Annotated in this window: 17 protein-coding genes; 11 read left to right on the top strand and 6 right to left on the bottom strand. The window is 57.6% G+C overall.

Annotation, left to right across the window (positions count from 1 at the left end; all coding sequences use genetic code 11):
* Positions 1 to 62: 62 nt before the first annotated feature.
* From CUC44_RS15235 to CUC44_RS15215, 5 genes are all read left to right on the top strand, one after another.
* Entirely contained in the window at positions 63 to 1,184 is a 1,122-nt protein-coding gene (locus CUC44_RS15235; RefSeq protein WP_100860740.1) for a glycosyltransferase, read from the top strand.
* A 95-nt stretch (positions 1,185 to 1,279) separates the two neighbouring features.
* Complete coding sequence (locus tag CUC44_RS15230; protein WP_100860739.1) at positions 1,280 to 3,040, top strand: bifunctional glycosyltransferase family 4 protein/polysaccharide deacetylase; 1,761 nt, start codon at positions 1,280 to 1,282, stop codon at positions 3,038 to 3,040.
* 3 nt (positions 3,041 to 3,043) lie between these two features.
* Positions 3,044 to 4,258: an O-antigen ligase family protein gene (locus CUC44_RS15225; protein WP_425266324.1), complete on the top strand. Its 1,215-nt coding sequence runs from the start codon at positions 3,044 to 3,046 to the stop codon at positions 4,256 to 4,258.
* A complete protein-coding gene (locus CUC44_RS15220) occupies positions 4,255 to 4,932 on the top strand; it encodes a glycosyltransferase family 25 protein (RefSeq protein WP_100860737.1) in 678 nt (225 codons plus the stop codon). The genes CUC44_RS15225 and CUC44_RS15220 overlap by 4 nt, the downstream gene beginning before the upstream one ends.
* Before the next feature lie 2 nt (positions 4,933 to 4,934).
* A complete protein-coding gene (locus CUC44_RS15215) occupies positions 4,935 to 6,014 on the top strand; it encodes a glycosyltransferase family 9 protein (protein ID WP_100860749.1) in 1,080 nt (359 codons plus the stop codon).
* On the opposite strand, the gene CUC44_RS15210 is transcribed toward CUC44_RS15215, so the two are convergent.
* The 4 genes from CUC44_RS15210 to CUC44_RS15195 all read right to left on the bottom strand — a co-directional run bounded on the left by CUC44_RS15210 (position 5,965) and on the right by CUC44_RS15195 (position 9,317).
* Positions 5,965 to 7,029 (bottom strand): glycosyltransferase family 9 protein, encoded by a 1,065-nt coding sequence (locus tag CUC44_RS15210; protein ID WP_100860736.1) that lies wholly within the window; start codon positions 7,027 to 7,029, stop codon positions 5,965 to 5,967. The genes CUC44_RS15215 and CUC44_RS15210 overlap by 50 nt on opposite strands.
* 214 nt (positions 7,030 to 7,243) lie before the next feature.
* Positions 7,244 to 8,500 carry a PTS ascorbate transporter subunit IIC gene (locus CUC44_RS15205; RefSeq protein WP_100860735.1) on the bottom strand — a complete coding sequence of 419 codons (1,257 nt, stop codon included), beginning with the start codon at positions 8,498 to 8,500 and terminating at the stop codon, positions 7,244 to 7,246.
* Positions 8,501 to 8,552: 52 nt separating this feature from the next.
* Positions 8,553 to 8,840, bottom strand: coding sequence for a PTS sugar transporter subunit IIB (locus tag CUC44_RS15200; RefSeq protein ID WP_100860734.1), 288 nt, complete (start codon positions 8,838 to 8,840; stop codon positions 8,553 to 8,555).
* 33 nt (positions 8,841 to 8,873) lie between these two features.
* Complete coding sequence (locus tag CUC44_RS15195) at positions 8,874 to 9,317, bottom strand: PTS sugar transporter subunit IIA (protein ID WP_100860733.1); 444 nt, start codon at positions 9,315 to 9,317, stop codon at positions 8,874 to 8,876.
* 252 nt (positions 9,318 to 9,569) lie between these two features.
* Here CUC44_RS15195 and CUC44_RS15190 point away from each other — a divergent pair, with 252 nt between their 5' ends.
* From CUC44_RS15190 to CUC44_RS15175, 4 genes are all read left to right on the top strand, one after another.
* Positions 9,570 to 10,592, top strand: a complete 1,023-nt coding sequence (locus CUC44_RS15190) for a LacI family DNA-binding transcriptional regulator (protein WP_100860732.1) — start codon at positions 9,570 to 9,572, stop codon at positions 10,590 to 10,592.
* A 30-nt stretch (positions 10,593 to 10,622) separates the two neighbouring features.
* Positions 10,623 to 11,603, top strand: coding sequence for an acrylyl-CoA reductase (NADPH) (gene acuI / locus CUC44_RS15185; protein ID WP_100860731.1), 981 nt, complete (start codon positions 10,623 to 10,625; stop codon positions 11,601 to 11,603).
* 72 nt (positions 11,604 to 11,675) lie between these two features.
* On the top strand, positions 11,676 to 11,798 hold the full coding sequence (locus CUC44_RS21405) for a hypothetical protein (RefSeq protein ID WP_100860730.1): 123 nt from the start codon (positions 11,676 to 11,678) through the stop codon (positions 11,796 to 11,798).
* Positions 11,799 to 12,008: 210 nt separating this feature from the next.
* Positions 12,009 to 12,347, top strand: a complete 339-nt coding sequence (locus CUC44_RS15175; protein WP_167388922.1) for a DUF2799 domain-containing protein — start codon at positions 12,009 to 12,011, stop codon at positions 12,345 to 12,347.
* 69 nt (positions 12,348 to 12,416) lie between these two features.
* On the opposite strand, the gene CUC44_RS15170 is transcribed toward CUC44_RS15175, so the two are convergent.
* Together CUC44_RS15170 and CUC44_RS15165 are read right to left on the bottom strand one after the other, a co-directional pair.
* Entirely contained in the window at positions 12,417 to 12,587 is a 171-nt protein-coding gene (locus CUC44_RS15170; protein ID WP_100860729.1) for a hypothetical protein, read from the bottom strand.
* A 60-nt stretch (positions 12,588 to 12,647) separates the two neighbouring features.
* Complete coding sequence (locus tag CUC44_RS15165) at positions 12,648 to 13,073, bottom strand: flagellar basal body-associated FliL family protein (protein WP_100860728.1); 426 nt, start codon at positions 13,071 to 13,073, stop codon at positions 12,648 to 12,650.
* Positions 13,074 to 13,351: 278 nt separating this feature from the next.
* On the opposite strand from CUC44_RS15165, the gene CUC44_RS15160 reads away from it, so the two are divergent.
* Both CUC44_RS15160 and ubiA read left to right on the top strand, forming a co-directional pair.
* Entirely contained in the window at positions 13,352 to 13,903 is a 552-nt protein-coding gene (locus CUC44_RS15160) for a chorismate--pyruvate lyase family protein (protein ID WP_100860727.1), read from the top strand.
* Positions 13,900 to 14,763, top strand: coding sequence for a 4-hydroxybenzoate octaprenyltransferase (ubiA, locus tag CUC44_RS15155; protein ID WP_100860726.1), 864 nt, complete (start codon positions 13,900 to 13,902; stop codon positions 14,761 to 14,763). The genes CUC44_RS15160 and ubiA overlap by 4 nt, the downstream gene beginning before the upstream one ends.
* Positions 14,764 to 14,825: the final 62 nt, after the last annotated feature.

The raw sequence follows: 14,825 nt of genomic DNA, 5'->3' as shown, positions 1-14,825 counted from the left end.
TACCCCTATATCGGGTAGCCCTTGTATTCTTTGTTCACGCCTTAAATTATGTGATTTCTAGTATGAAGAAAAAAGTGCTGTTCTTGATGGAGACACTGGAGGGCGGGGGAGCCGAGAAAGTACTGGTCAACATACTCAATCATCTTGATGAAGCTAAATATGAAATAACACTATTGCTGCTGCGGTATGAAGGTGTGTATCTGTCTACATTGCCCAGTTATATCAAGGTAAAATATTTGTTGGGACCTGAGCCAACGGGTTTTCTGCGCCGTGGGATCATTTATTCCCTGAAGAAAAGATGGTACTCCCTGATTCTGGCCAAAGCATGGTTGGCCAATGTTCTGATTCCCGATTATTTCGATGTTGGCGTCTCTTTTCTGGAAGGGGATGCGAGCCTGCTGCTGTCCTATCTCAACGGCCCCCGGAAAAAAATAGCCTGGGTTCATATCGACCTTGAACGGCACCATACTCTGCCTCGAGCGGTTGAAAAGGTGGTGTATGAAAAGATGGATGAGGTCGTCTGCGTGTCGGAAGGGGTCAAGCAATCCGTCCTGAATCTCCATCCTGCCCTCGAGAGCAATATTTCGGTGATTTATAACCCGATCGATACAAGTTATATCGCTGCCAAGGGGAAGGAGAGCATCAAGGTTGGGGATGGATTGAACGTCCTAGCCATTGGCAGATTACTTAATTCACAAAAAGCATTCGATCTCTTGTTGGCTGCACATCGTCAGAATATTGCCGCCGGGATGAACTACCATCTGACCATTCTTGGTGAAGGATCGGACAGAGTGGCGTTGGAGAAATATATCCAAGAACATCAGCTGAGCGATCACACCAGCTTGTTGGGGTTTCAGGACAATCCTTACCCCTATATTACGGGTAGCGATCTCTTTGTGATGTCTTCCCGTTATGAGGGATATCCTGTGGTACTGGTAGAGGCCATGACACTTGGCAAGGCCATCATCTCGACGGCATGTACAGGCCCGAAAGAGGCGCTGAATGACGGTGAGTTTGGTTACTTGGTGCCCATCAACGATGTTCAGGCCTTGGCCAAAGGGATAAAAATCCTGTTGGAAGATCAGGGGATCCGCGAACGTTATGCCAATTTATCCAGGCATAGGGCCGACATATTCAGCTTCAAACGCAGCATGAATGATGTCGAGCATCTACTCGATACCTAACCCTGAGTTGCTCGAGTCTTGTCAGGCACAGTTACCAAAGAATGATGGTAGTGTGACAGAGCGGATGAGCAACCTTAGTCGTGAGTTGGATAACTATGAATATATTGATGGCACTCTCCCAGCTCGAGGTGACGGGCGCTGAGGTCTATGCCACCACGGTTGGCAACGAGTTGACCCGACGCGGTCATAATGTCTTCTATGTTTCAGACACCCTGACCAAGCCCACCCAAGGGCCCGTGTTCAAGCTGCGTTTCAACAAGCGCAGCATCTTGCGCCGCTTCTGGCATGTGTTTTACCTCATTTATCTCATCAAGAGACACCATATCCAGTTGGTACACGCTCACTCGCGCGCCTCCGGTTGGAGCAGCTATGTGGCCTGCAAGCTGACCGGCACGCCCATGATCACCACGGTTCACGGTCGTCAGCCGGTGCACGCGTCGCGCAAGGCCTTCCACGCGCTCGGCTATCGGGCGGTGGCGGTGTGCGAGGATATTGCCCACCAAATCATCAATAACCTGGGGGTAGATCCGGCCAAGGTGCAGGTACTGCGCAACGGCATCGAGACCGACAAGTTCCAGCCTGTGGCGGCGCCGGAGAATCCCAAGCCGGTGATCGCCATCATAGGGCGGTTGAGCGGCCCCAAGGGAGAGCTCTGTTATCGCCTGCTGGATGAGGTACTGGATCTGGAGGCTTGCCAGGTGCTGGTCGTCAGCGGCACTCAGGTGCCGGAGCGCTTTGCCAGATTCAAAGAAAAGGCCGAATTCGTTGGTTATGTGGACGATGTTCCCACCTTGTTGGCTGGTTGCGATCTGGTGATCGGTGCTGGGCGTGTTGCGATGGAAGCCTTGCTCTGTGGCCGTCCGGCCTTCGCCATCGGTGAGGCCAAGGCCATCGGGCTGGTGGACGAATCCAATCTGGATGAGGCGCTGGCCAGCAACTTCGGCGACATAGGGCCTCAGGATCTGGCGATCGATTTTGCCGCACTGAAGCCCCAGGTTGTCTCGGCCCTGGCCAGCAAAGGCGTGTCTGAACAGCTGCGCCAGCGCATCCAGCAGGAATATGGCTTGCAAGAGGTAGTGACCGGGTTGGAATCCATCTATCAGGATGCTGTGGTGGAGACCCTGCGCCGTGAGATGCCGGTCATCATGTATCACCGTTTTATCGAGCACGAGAGCGAAAAGGGAGTTCATGGCACCTGGCTGCCCGTCGCCATGTTTGAGAAGCACCTCAAGCTGATGAAGTGGCTCGGTTACGAGACGCTGACCTTCAGGGACTTGGCGGACAAGGGGTTTATCCACCGCCTGCAATATGGCAAGAAGTACCTGATGATCACAGTCGACGACGGTTATCGGGACAACCTCACCCGCATGCTGCCACTGCTTGAAAAATATGGTTACAAAGCTGTGGTGTACATAGTCACAGGTGAAGATCACAATCGTTGGGATGTGGCACACCCGACTCACCCCGACAAGCCAGTGTCCCTGATGAATGCCGACGAAATTCGCATGCTGGGGGCATCTGAGCATATCGAGATAGGGGGTCACACCTTGACCCATCCGCGTCTGAGCAAGTTGGCACCCGAGCAACAGGCTCATGAGATACGGGCTAACAAACAGAGGCTGGAGCAGCTGCTTGGTCATTCACTGGTATCTTTTGCCTACCCTTACGGGGATCTGAATGATGATGCGAAAGCCCAGGCTAGCTCCGCCGGTTATCGTTATGCTGTGGCCACCAACAGCGGCCCCAGAGCCATGCATCAGGATCCGCTTCAGATCCGCCGGATCGCCATCTTCCCTCGCACCGATGTGTTCGGGCTGTGGCGCAAGATCCGTGGTAATTATGTCTTCAGGAAATAAGCGTTGATGTCTATTAAGCCTCTTGAATTTCTCGATAAGGTAACAACAGCCGCTTTTGCGCTGACGATTGCATTTTCATTCTGTGGTTTGTTTCTGGTTCCTTCCGGCCAGAGCATTCTGTCGAACTTGTTGGTTGCGTCTGGTGTGCTTGGCTTGCTTAACTATTTTATCGGGGGGAAGAAGGATGTTTTATTTACCGATAGACGCCTCATTTGGGTGTTTATCTTCTACGCCGTAGTAATCTTGATAAACAGAATCATTCATGGAGATCAGTATGGGGTCATGCGAAGTCTGTTTTATGTTTCCGTGTTCTCTCTGCTGATGCCCAGAAAAAAGATACTGCTCTCAGTGGGCTGCATTGCCATATTGGTTGGTGGTATTGGGTTGGGTCTATTGAGTCTTTGGCAGTATGAAAATGGTATTGTCAGAGTAGAAGGCTTTACCAATGCTATTTTATTTTCACAGGCTGCTTTGACTTTGGTTATCTTAAATTGGTGTCTGTTCATCAGAGCAAGAAAAATATGTTGGATGAAGATCGGTTCTTTGGTCGCCTTAAGCGCGTCTTTGCTTGCTCTCTATCTTTCCCAGAGTCGTGGTGTATGGCTAGCTTTGGGTGCTGTGATTGGTATTTTAATAATATATAAGTCTCTATATAAACCATTTAAATATACATTTGTTGCTTTACTGTTAGTGGCCTTGGCTGGTGGTATTTATCAGACAAATACTATTGTACAGGGGCGAATGGCCGAGGCAGTTTCCGATATGAAGGGGATTGAAGGAGGGACATATTACTCTTCATGGGGGTTACGCGTTGTGGCATGGGAGAGTGCCTGGTTAGGATTCCTGGAATCACCCCTGATTGGGGTTGGCACTGACGGCTTTACCGTTGTTAAAGAGCAGCAAATATCACGGGGGCTTGTGTCTCCCTTGGTGATGGACCCTGCTCTGGCGCATGCCCATAGCCAGTATATGCAGAATTTGATTATTCGGGGTGTGGTAGGGATCCTGGCTCTGATGATCTTCCTGTTTTACCCAATGAAGCTGATAGTAGAAAAGGCTGGATGGGGTTCCCCATATACTATGATACCGCTATCGTTTGCCATCAGTGCCTTAAGCGATGTGCCATTTGAGCATCAAAATACGCTGTATCTATATGCGCTGAGTCTGGTTTTCTGCTGGTGTGCCATCGAATTCAATATGGAAAAGAAAGCATCATGATCCCTGTATTTGTTATCAGCCTGGTTAGAAGCCAGGAACGGCGTGCCTTTATCAAGCAACATATGGATAGCCGAGCAATAGAGTTTTCATTTTTCGATGCGGTGGATGGCAAGACCATCCCTGAGGATGAACTTAAGCAGGTAGACTTCCCTCTCGCCAAGCAATTTTGTGGCCATGACCTGAGTTTGGGGGAAGTGGGCTGTGCCATGAGCCATATCCGTATATATGAGATGATGGTTGCCAAAAATATAGAGCGCTGTATTGTCTTGGAAGACGATATTTATCTGCACGGTCATTTCAAAACCATCGTATCGCAGGCCATATCGGCATGTCAGTCTGAGATTGTCTTCCTGCATCATGGCAAGGTGAAGTCCTGGCCGTGGATGACAAAAATGCCGGAAGGATATCGCCTTGCAAGATATATCTCACCGAGTCGCAACTCCAAGCGCGGAATAATCTCGACGGCGGGTTATATACTGACCTTGGTGGGCGCCAAGAAGTTATTGGAAAAAGCTTACCCCGTTCGGATGCCATCAGATTATTTGACCGGCCGGCTGCAACTCAATGGCTTGACTGCCTCCGGTATTGAGCCCTGCTGTATGGATGTCGGTTTATTTGATACCACGATCGATGATCGCAACTATGGTCCGCATGTGACCGATGACGGGGTTTGATAGTGATCGGTTATTTGCAGTTACTACGTGATCGGGTGCGCAGAGCCCTGGGCATTCTCTTGTTTGACAAGAAGATACCACTCAGTATCCAGGGGGAGATCAATCATATCTTGGTGGTCCGCTGGGATGCCAAGCTGGGGGATTCCTATATCTCCTCCTTCTTCTTCCGGGAGATAAAAAAGCTGCCGGGCAACAAGAAAGTGACGGTTATCACGACCCCAGCCCTGGCCAGCCTGTATCGGGATTGCTTCGGGGTTGATGAGGTCATCGAGATCAACAAGCGACCCGGCTACGGTGCCATCGGCAAGATGGCGTCAGCCATTCCCCATGTCGATTTGGTGATACATCTCACCGAGGGGATGAAGATGAAGGATCTCTATCTCCTGCACAAACTCTCGCCGACCAATGTTGCCTCCCTCGACGACAGTATCGGGCGCGTCAATGTGAAGCTGTCCAGGGCGACCGCGGGCATGCTGTTCCAGGATAAATATCGCTATCTGCTGTCACTGCTGGGTGCGAAAGAAGTAGATCAGCAGTACATGATCCCAGTGGCAGGGAAGGGGAATGTGACCTCGGCCTGTGATGATCTGATTCTCATCAACCCCTTCGGCAGCACCCAGTACAAGTCGTTCTCGCACGCCAAGATGGTTGCGTTGTTGAAGACCTTGGCAACCGAGTTCGCCGCCCACCGTTTCGGAGTGCTCTCCTCACCCGCGACTTATGCTGCGGCGGAGGCCATGGTCAGGGACAGTTCGGTTGGCAATGTTATTCTGCTGGAGGGCGTAAAAACCATAGATGATGCTATCTATTGTGTCCAGCAGTGCAGGGCCGTGCTGTCGGTGGACACCGCCATAGTGCATATCGCCGTCGGATTGGAGAAGCCGCTGGTGGCTATCTATCCGCGCCACGGCGAGACGTTCAACCAGTGGCTGCCGACCAGCACGCCACGGGTCCGGATCCTGTTCAGTGACTCCCCTGGCCTGAATGCCGACATGAATAATGTCGATAACCGGGCCGTCTGCGAGGCGTTAGCTAGTCTGCTGCCTGTGACTGAGCAAGCAGAGCCGCTAGCCGCTGAATAACCAGCTCAGGTGTAATTGAGCGGAACAGGGCTTCATCAAAGAAGTCCTTCTCCTGGGTTGGCAACTGATAATCCGCCCCCTTGGCATCGAAAATATCGATGGCCTGATACCGGGGGTGGTTCACCGGGTTGGCGATGATCTTGTCGCCGCCCGGGGCCACTATGGTCAGCAGCGGCAGGCTGATGGCCTGCGCCATGTGCCGTGGGCCCGTGTCGTTGCCGACAAACAGCTGGCAGTGGGCGAAGAGGCCGACCAGTTCCCGCACCGAGCGGGTCTGGATATGGTCAAACACGCTGGCCTGCAGCGCCGCTGGCAGCAGTGGCTTGAGGCCTCGGTTGTACTCCTCCTCCCCAGGCCCACAGTAGATCAGGGTCTGGGCGTTGTGCTCCTCGATGAGCCAACGCGCTACCTCGGCGAAGCAATCGATGGGCCAGCGCTTGTAGTGACCAAGGGAATTGACCCCCATGGCGACGAGCGGCCTCTCCAGATCGACCCCAGCGGCCTGCAGGCTCTCGCGTCCCCGTTGCTTCTCCGCCTCACTCAGCCAGAGATAATAGTTGCGATCCTCTTGTGCTAGTTCGAGGGGTTTTAGCAGTGAGAATCTGTCGTCAACCAGGGTGCTGTTGCCCTGATGTTCCGTATCTTTACGAAACCGCACTATGCGGTTATGGCCGAGTCGCCAGGGGAAGGAGTCGAAGCCGATGCGCAATCCGGCCCCTGACAGCAGACAGGTCAGCAGGCCTATCATCTGACCCTGGCTGTTGATCACCACGTCATAACGCTCGCGGCGGATCCCCATCAGCAACTCTTTCATGTAGCGCCACTCGTTGCGGCGCGCCTTCTCGATAATGAGCAGCTTGTCGATATTGGGATTGCCCTCCGCCATGCCCGCGCAGTAATCCATGACCAGATAATGCACTTCCCCCGCGGGATCATGCTGCTTGAGGTTGTTGCACAGTGCCGTGGAGATCAGCACGTCCCCTATCTGTTTGGTTTGTACTACTAGGTATTTCATGGCGAAGGCCTCAAGTGAGGTCGTTGTTGGACGTCAGCACAACAGCATATCGCACTAGGTGGTCAGATGCTGCCGCGACGGCGTGAAAATCCGATCCCAAGCACTGTGGTGGCCATATTTTCCCGCCCCTGTTTAATTGTTGGGCATTCGGAGTGCGGATCGAAAAAGGCACGACCCTTGGGCCGTGCCTTTTGTCGACAACCTATCGGTGCGATCAGCGCACGATCAGGCCGAGCAGTATGCCCACCACGCCGAAGTCGGCATCGCTGAAGGTGGTATTGGCAAAGCCGAGATCCCCCAGCACCGGCAGCAGGAACACCGGTAGGAAGGTGATCAGCAGGCCGTTGGCGAAGGCACCAAGCAGGGCGCCACGACGACCGCCGGTGGCGTTGCCGAATACCCCGGCGGCGGCGCCGACGAAGAAGTGCGGTACCACCCCCGGGATGATGACGGTGAGCCCCAGCAGGTAGAGCAGCACCATGCCCACCAGGCCGGCGGTGAAGCTCGACAGGAAGCCGATCAGCACGGCGTTGGGGGCATAGGGGAAGACGATGGGGCAGTCCAGTGCCGGCTTGGCATTGGGTACCAGCTTGTCGGAGATCCCCTTGAAGGCTGGCACGATTTCGGCGATGACCATGCGCACACCCTGCAGGATGACGTAGACACCGGCGGCGAAGGTGATGGACTGCATCAGGGAGAACATGAACCAGTGCTTGCCCTTGGCGACGCTGGACACGAACTCGGGGCCGGCGAAGGCGGAGGTGATGAGGAAGATGATGCCCATGGTGAAGGAGATGGCCACCGGGGTGTCACGCAGGAACAGCAGGCTCTTGGGTACCTGCACCTCTTCACTGCTGTGGGCCTTGTTGCCGAACTTGGCGCCGATCCAGCCGGCCAGCACGTAGGAGACGGTGGAGAAGTGGCCGAGCGCCACCTCGTCCGAACCGGTGATCTGCTTCATGTAGGGGTGGGCGATGGCCGGGAACAGCACCATGGTCACACCGACCACCAGGCTGCCCACCGCGATCAGCGGGATGCCGCTCATGCCGCCGGCGGAGAGGATGGCGGCCACCATCATGGACATGAACAGGGTGTGATGGCCGGTCAGGAAGATGAACTTCCAAGGGGTGAGACGGGCGATCAGGATGTTCACCAGCATGGCGAAGAACATGATCATCGCCATCTCCTTGCCGAACGACTGCTGGGCGATGGAGACGATGGCCTCGTTGTTGGGGACCACCCCCTTGATGCCGAAGGCGTGCTGGAAGATGGTGGCGAAGTCACCGAGGGAGTTCACCACCAGGGTGGCGCCGGCCCCCAGGATGACGAAGCCCATGATGGTCTTGACCGTGCCCTTGATGCACTCGGTCACGGGTTTCTTCTGGGCAATCAAGCCGATAAGGGCGATCAGGCCGACCAGCACGGCCGGCTCCGACAGCACGTCAAACATCAGAAAATTGAAAAATTCCATGGTCAGCTCCAATCAATGGAAGAAGCGGCCCCCGGGCCGCAGAGTCACGAACTCAGAGTGCGCCTAGCTCACGCAGGGCGGCGGAGAGCCGCTCCTTCATGGCGGCCTTGTCGACCATGTTGTCCAGCGACACCAGCCGGCCGTTGACCCCCATGCTGGTGAGCTGTTCGGCGATGTCGCGGGTGGCGACGAAGATTTCGGCGGTTTCGCTACCGGCGGAGGCCAGATCCCGGTGATCCACCTCGGCAGCCACATTCAGCTCCTTCAGGATGCTCTTGATGCTCATCTCCATCATCAGGCTGGTGCCCAGGCCGTGTCCGCATACAACCAGAATTTTCATTGTCTCTTCCTCTGTCAGGGCGCAGGGCGCCGCTCAATAGCGCGCCAGGATGCGCAAAATGTCGTCTTTGGTGTCGGCCGCTATGATGGCCGCCACGTCCTCTTCATTCATGAACAGCTCGGCCAGCTGGGCTATGGTCTCCACGTGGGAGTTGCTGTCGCTGGCGGCCAGGGTGACCAGCAGCTGGACCGGGTCGTTGCCCTCCGAATCGAAATTGACCCCCTCTTTCAGCACGGTCAGCCCCAGCCCCAGCCGGTTGACCCCGTCTTCCGGGCGGGCATGGGGCATGGCGAGGCCCGGGCCCAGCACATAGTAGGGGCCGAGCTCTTCGTGGGAGCGGTACAGCGCCGCCACATAGGAGGGCTCAATGGTGCCGTTGGCCAGCAGGGGGGCGGTGGCGAGTTCGATGGCATGGCGCCAGTCGCGGGCCCCCGCTTCGATGGAGATGACCTCTTCGGTCAACAGTTGAGTCAGCATGGTCGTGATCCGGCTGGATAAGATGGGGCCAATCTAGCGATCTTGCCTCCCGATAACTGTGAGCAGGATCTCGAAAGTTAGCGCTACCAGATAGCGCTAACATTGAACTGTGATAGCGCTATCATTTATGCCAACAAAGGGATTCGTATTGCCCCCTCACTAGGTCAAAGGAGGTAAAATAGGGCTTGAGCAAATAGTCAGTGCCGCACTTTTGTCTTAAAGTGAGCACCCGTATGCCGAGGAAGGGAAAGGATGTCTGAAGTCAAAAAACGCCGTAGCACGGGTCGGGTGACCCTCAACGAGGTTGCCAGGCTGGCCGGAGTGGGGGCCATGACGGTCTCCCGCGCCCTGCGCACCCCCGAGCTGGTGTCAGACAAGATGCGCGAGCGCATCGAGGCTGCGGTGGATGAACTTGGCTATATCCCGAATCGGGCGGCGGGGGCACTCGCCTCCGCCACATCCCAGACCATAGTGGTGATAGTCCCAAGTCTGGCGGAGCGCGGCTGTGGCGACATGATCGCCGGTCTGCAGCAGACCCTGCTGGCCGAGGGTTACCAGATCATGCTGGGGGATGCCCAGCACCTGAAGCAGCAGGAGGAGAGCCTGCTCGGCAACTTCCTGCAACACAACCCGGCCGCCGTGGTGCTGTTTGGCGGCGACCCCGGTGAGACGGTGCGCGCCCGGCTGGTGGCAGCCCGCCTGCCAGTGGTGGAGGTGGGGGCCATGGCGCGCCAGCCCATCGACATGAACGTCGGGGTCTCCAACTTCGATGCGGGTTATCAGCTGACGCGCCACCTCATCGAGCGCGGCTATCGCAATATCGGCTTTCTGTGTGCCCGCCAGGAGCAGTGGATGCTGCAGCAGCGCATGCAGGGCTGGCAGAAGGCCCTGCTGGATAACTACCTCTCCCCCGATGCCATCATCAACACCTCGGAGCGACCGAGTTTCAGCACGGGCGCCGCCATGCTGGGAGAGTTCCTGCTGCGCTGGCCCGAGCTGGATGCCCTGGTCTGCGTCAACGACGAGCTGGCGGCCGGGGTGCTATTTGAATGTCAGCGCCGCCACTTGAGCGTGCCGGGCAAGCTCGCCATCGCCGGTTTCGACGATCTGGACGTGGCGCGGGCCTGCTACCCGGCGCTCACCTCGGTCCGGATCCCCTATCACCAGATGGGTCAGGAGGCGGCAGATCTGATCCTGCGCCAGCTGGCCGGGGAGGCGGTCGTCGGCACGGCCATGGCCCTGGATTTTCAACTGCAAAAGCGTCAAAGCACCTGATTAATGACTACAAAATAGCGAGAGGCAAGCATGTTCAAGGCTCTGTTACTGGAAAACCAAGATGGCAAGACGGTCCCGACCCTGACTCAGCTGACAGAGAGCCAGCTGCCGGAAGGAGAGGTGCGGGTCGCGGTGAGTTATAGCTCCATCAACTACAAGGATGGGCTGGCCATCACCGGCAAGGGCAAGATAGTGCGCCAGTGGCCGCTGGTCCCCGGCATCGACTTCGCCGGTACCGTGCTGGAATCCGCCGATGCGCGCTATCAGGCCGGTGACAAGGTGGTGCTGACCGGTTGGGGTGTGGGTGAAGGGCACTGGGGCGGCATGGCCGAGCAGGCTCGCGTCAAGGCGGACTGGCTGGTGCCGCTACCAACCGGGCTGGATGAGCGTCAGGCCATGTGCATCGGCACCGCTGGCCTCACCGCCATGCTCTGTGTGCTGGCGCTGGAAGAGGCGGGCATCACCCCCGACAGTGGCGAGGTGCTGGTGACCGGCGCCGCCGGTGGGGTGGGCACCACAGCCGTCGCCCTGTTGGCCGCGCTAGGCTATCGCATCGCGGCCCTGACCGGTCGCCCGCAGGAGCAGGGCGAGATGCTGACCGCCTTGGGGGCGAGTCGGATAGTGCCGCGCAGCGAGCTGCTGGAGCCCGCCAAGCCGCTGGAGAAACAACTGTGGGCCGGTGCCATCGACACCGTCGGCAGCCAGGTGCTGGCCAAGCTGCTGGCCCAGATGAACTACGGCGGCGCCGTGGCGGCGTGCGGGCTGGCGGGTGGCTTCGATTTGCCCACCAGCGTCATGCCCTTCATCCTGCGCAACGTGCGCCTTCAGGGGGTGGATTCTGTGATGTGTCCGCTGGCCCGCCGCCAGCAGGCTTGGGCGCGGCTGGCCCGCGACCTGCCCGTCAGCTTCTTCGCCCAGGCGGTGGCCGAGATAGGGCTGGAGCAGGTGGTGGCCACCGCTGAGGCCATTACCCAGGGTCAGGTGGCTGGCCGCACCCTGGTCAAACTCTGAGCAGGCATACTGGCGAGCCCCATTTTTCTGGATAGACTTTGAAGGCCGGTGCACTATCCAAGGAGAATGAGCATGGGTGAGCAGACGCCGGATTACGAGCTCGACGATGATTGGGAGCCGGAATCCTGGGAAGACGAGCTGGAGGAGCTGGATGACGAGAGTTGGCAGGACTTTGACTCTCTCGACGATCAGTAAACCACGGTGAAACGCACGGGCGGGCCTCAGGGCCCGCCCGATTTTTTGCCTGTTCATCGGCCCCGGGAAGGGACTTGGTGGGGGCGGTTGGGCTGGCTAGAATGAACTGCTCAAATGACGCTCAAGGATGATAAGGTGAGTCGTCATTGTGGTGGGCTGACCCGCTCTGCTCACCTGCTCAGGATGCTCATGAACCGCTCAAGGATGAATATGCGACTACTCGTCATCACTGTGTGCGCCACCCTGCTCGGTGGCTGTGTCTCCAACTCGGACGATCCCTGCGAGAAGGTGTGGAGCGATGTGGGGGAGGCCGACGGCAAGCTGGGTTTTGCCGCCGATCGGGTTGAATTCCATCAGACCCAGTGCGGGGACAAGGTGGATGTGGCCATGTGGCAGCAGGGTCGTCAGAAGGGCTTGGCCTGGTACTGCCGCCCCGAGCACCTCTATCTGGCCGGCCGCTCCGGCGAGGAGTACCGCGGTGTCTGCCCCAATGACGTACAGGCTCGGCGTCTGTTCGAGCAGGGTCGCCAGGGCTGGACCGATCAATAAGGGTTAGCACCTTCTCCTGCCTGAATCAGCCATGAGGCTTGCCGGGCTGGGCGATTCGACAGCGAGGCCCTAGTCGTCCTTTTCCTTCAAGCGCAGCGGCTGACACAGGTACTGCTTGTCGTTGGCGCTGCGGGCGCATTTGCCGCACACGAACTTGGGCTTTTTCACTATCTTGCGCAGCGCCTTGAGCTCGAAGGGGATCTCGTGACGGCGCCATTCACACAGGGTCTTGTGGCCCATGACGGTCATCTCCTCGACGGCGAATGGGATAGATGGGCTGAGATCAGGATTGCTACTGCACTACTGATATAGGTACTTGGTGAAGATGAGCTCACGGACCGCCTTCTTGCCGGTCTCTTTCACCAGCAACTCGTTGACCCGGTTTTCGCACTCCTTACGCAGCTCCTCACGGCTCGCCAGGGACTTGATCTGCTCCCCTGTCTTGCTGCCAATCAATCGGATGATGGCGTCGCGGATCAGGGGATCATGCTGCTCCAGCAGCTTGAGGTCGGCCCCGTTCTCGGCCATCAGCTCCACCGTCACCCGCACGTAGCCCAGGGTTTTGCCATCCCCCAGGTAGTTGGTGATGATGTCCGGATCCAGCGCATGATAGGCAAAGCCCGGCTTGGCGGCCGCAGCCGGATCGGCGGCAGGCTCCGCGGAGGCCTGGGCGTTCAAGGCGGTGACACTCAGTAATAACATCAGCAGGACATTGACGATCTTCATCTGGATGGCTCGGCGGCGATAGATGCCCCATTTTTGATGTTGGCCTCTGGGCCGTCAAGCCCGGATGTGGCCGTCAGCCGCTCCCGCACCTATCGGGTGACCGGGATCGAGGTGGGAAGCGCCCTTCGATGCCGATAAACGACGTCGTCGGTGCTGCGCTTTTCCCCTTGAACCGTCTCTGGCAACAGTTCGTGAACAAGTTCTTACTATTCTCCATTGATTTACGGATAATAAACCGGATTTTAACCTGACAACGGAAATCTCCGGATGGTGAAGTTGTGAAGTCCGAGTTGACTGTTCCCCTCATCCAGCTTGCCCCCTGGCAGGCACCCGAACAATGCGAGCCCCCCGAGGCCCTGCGCCCCTGGTTGCTGGAGGCCGACTCCATGACCCGGCGGCTGCGTCGTTACAATCGCCAGCTCTCGGTGCAACTGCTTGGCAATCGAAGCGTGCCGCTCGCGGCCGATGAGCAGGCGCTGGTGGCGGCCGACTGTCCTCAGGGGTTGTGCCGCGAAGTGATACTGCATGGCGATGGCGGACCCGCCATCCTGGGCTGGACCCTGTTTGCCGAGGCGGCATTGCAGGGCGGCGGTTTACATGATCTGGGTGAACAGCCTTTGGGTGAACGTATCTTCGGTCAGGAGCCTGCAAAGCGAGATCATCTGCTGCTGGCAAGCTTCGAGATCGCGGCCAACCCCTGGTGTCCGGCCGCCATCGTCTGGGGGCGCCGTTCCCGTCTCTATCTGGGGCAGTGGCCCTTGCTGGTCCACGAACTCTTCCTGCCCTCGCTATCGTCCAGCCTGTTGTCATCGAATAAGGAGCCGGAGTGAAATTGTTAACCAAGGAGCGGGGACTGGCCTACGTGCAGTTGGCCCGCATCGACAAGCCCATCGGCACCCTGTTGCTGCTGTGGCCGACCCTGTGGGCACTCTGGCTGGCGGCCGGCGGCGTGCCGAGCCTCTGGACCCTGTTGGTGTTCGTGGTGGGCGTCTTCCTGATGCGCTCCGCCGGCTGCGTCATCAATGACTATGCGGATCGCAACTTCGATGGTCATGTGAAGCGCACCGCCGGCCGTCCCCTGCCCATGGGCAAGGTCGAACCGCGCGAGGTACTCATGCTGTTCGCGGTGCTGGCGCTGATCTCGTTCGGGCTGGTGCTGACCATGAACCCGCTCACCATAGGCCTGTCGTTCGCCGGTCTGCTGCTGGCGGTCTGCTACCCCTTCATGAAGCGTTTCATCTCGATCCCGCAGCTGGTGCTGGGCATGGCCTTCTCCTGGTCCATTCCCATGGCCTATGCGGCCGAGGCGAACGCCCTGCCCGCCGTGGCCTGGCTGCTGTTCCTCGCCAACCTGTTGTGGACCATCGCCTACGACACCCAGTACGCCATGGTGGACAGGGACGACGACCTCAAGCTCGGCCTGAAATCGAGTGCCATCCTGTTTGGCCGCCACGACAAGCGGATCATCGGCGTGCTGCAACTGGCGACCCTGCTGATCTTGCTGCTGGTGGGCCAGCTGATGGCGCTTGGCTCGAGTTACTACTGGGGCCTGCTGGGGGCGGCGGCGCTGTTCGTCTACCAGCAGCGGCTCATTCGCGAGCGCGAGCGGGAGGCCTGCTTCAAGGCCTTCCTCAACAACAACTACGTAGGCGCCCTGGTGCTGCTCGGAGTGGTTATCCACTACCTCTAGCAATCAGCTCAACAAAAAAGCCCTTGTTAACAAGGGCTTTTTTAATCGACTCAGCAACAGAG

The sequence above is a fragment of the Aeromonas lusitana genome, assembly GCF_002812985.1.
In the GTDB taxonomy this organism is placed as follows: domain Bacteria; phylum Pseudomonadota; class Gammaproteobacteria; order Enterobacterales; family Aeromonadaceae; genus Aeromonas; species Aeromonas lusitana.
The sequence above is the reverse complement of the archived record's forward strand: the minus strand, read 5'-3'. Positions and strand labels throughout refer to the sequence as shown.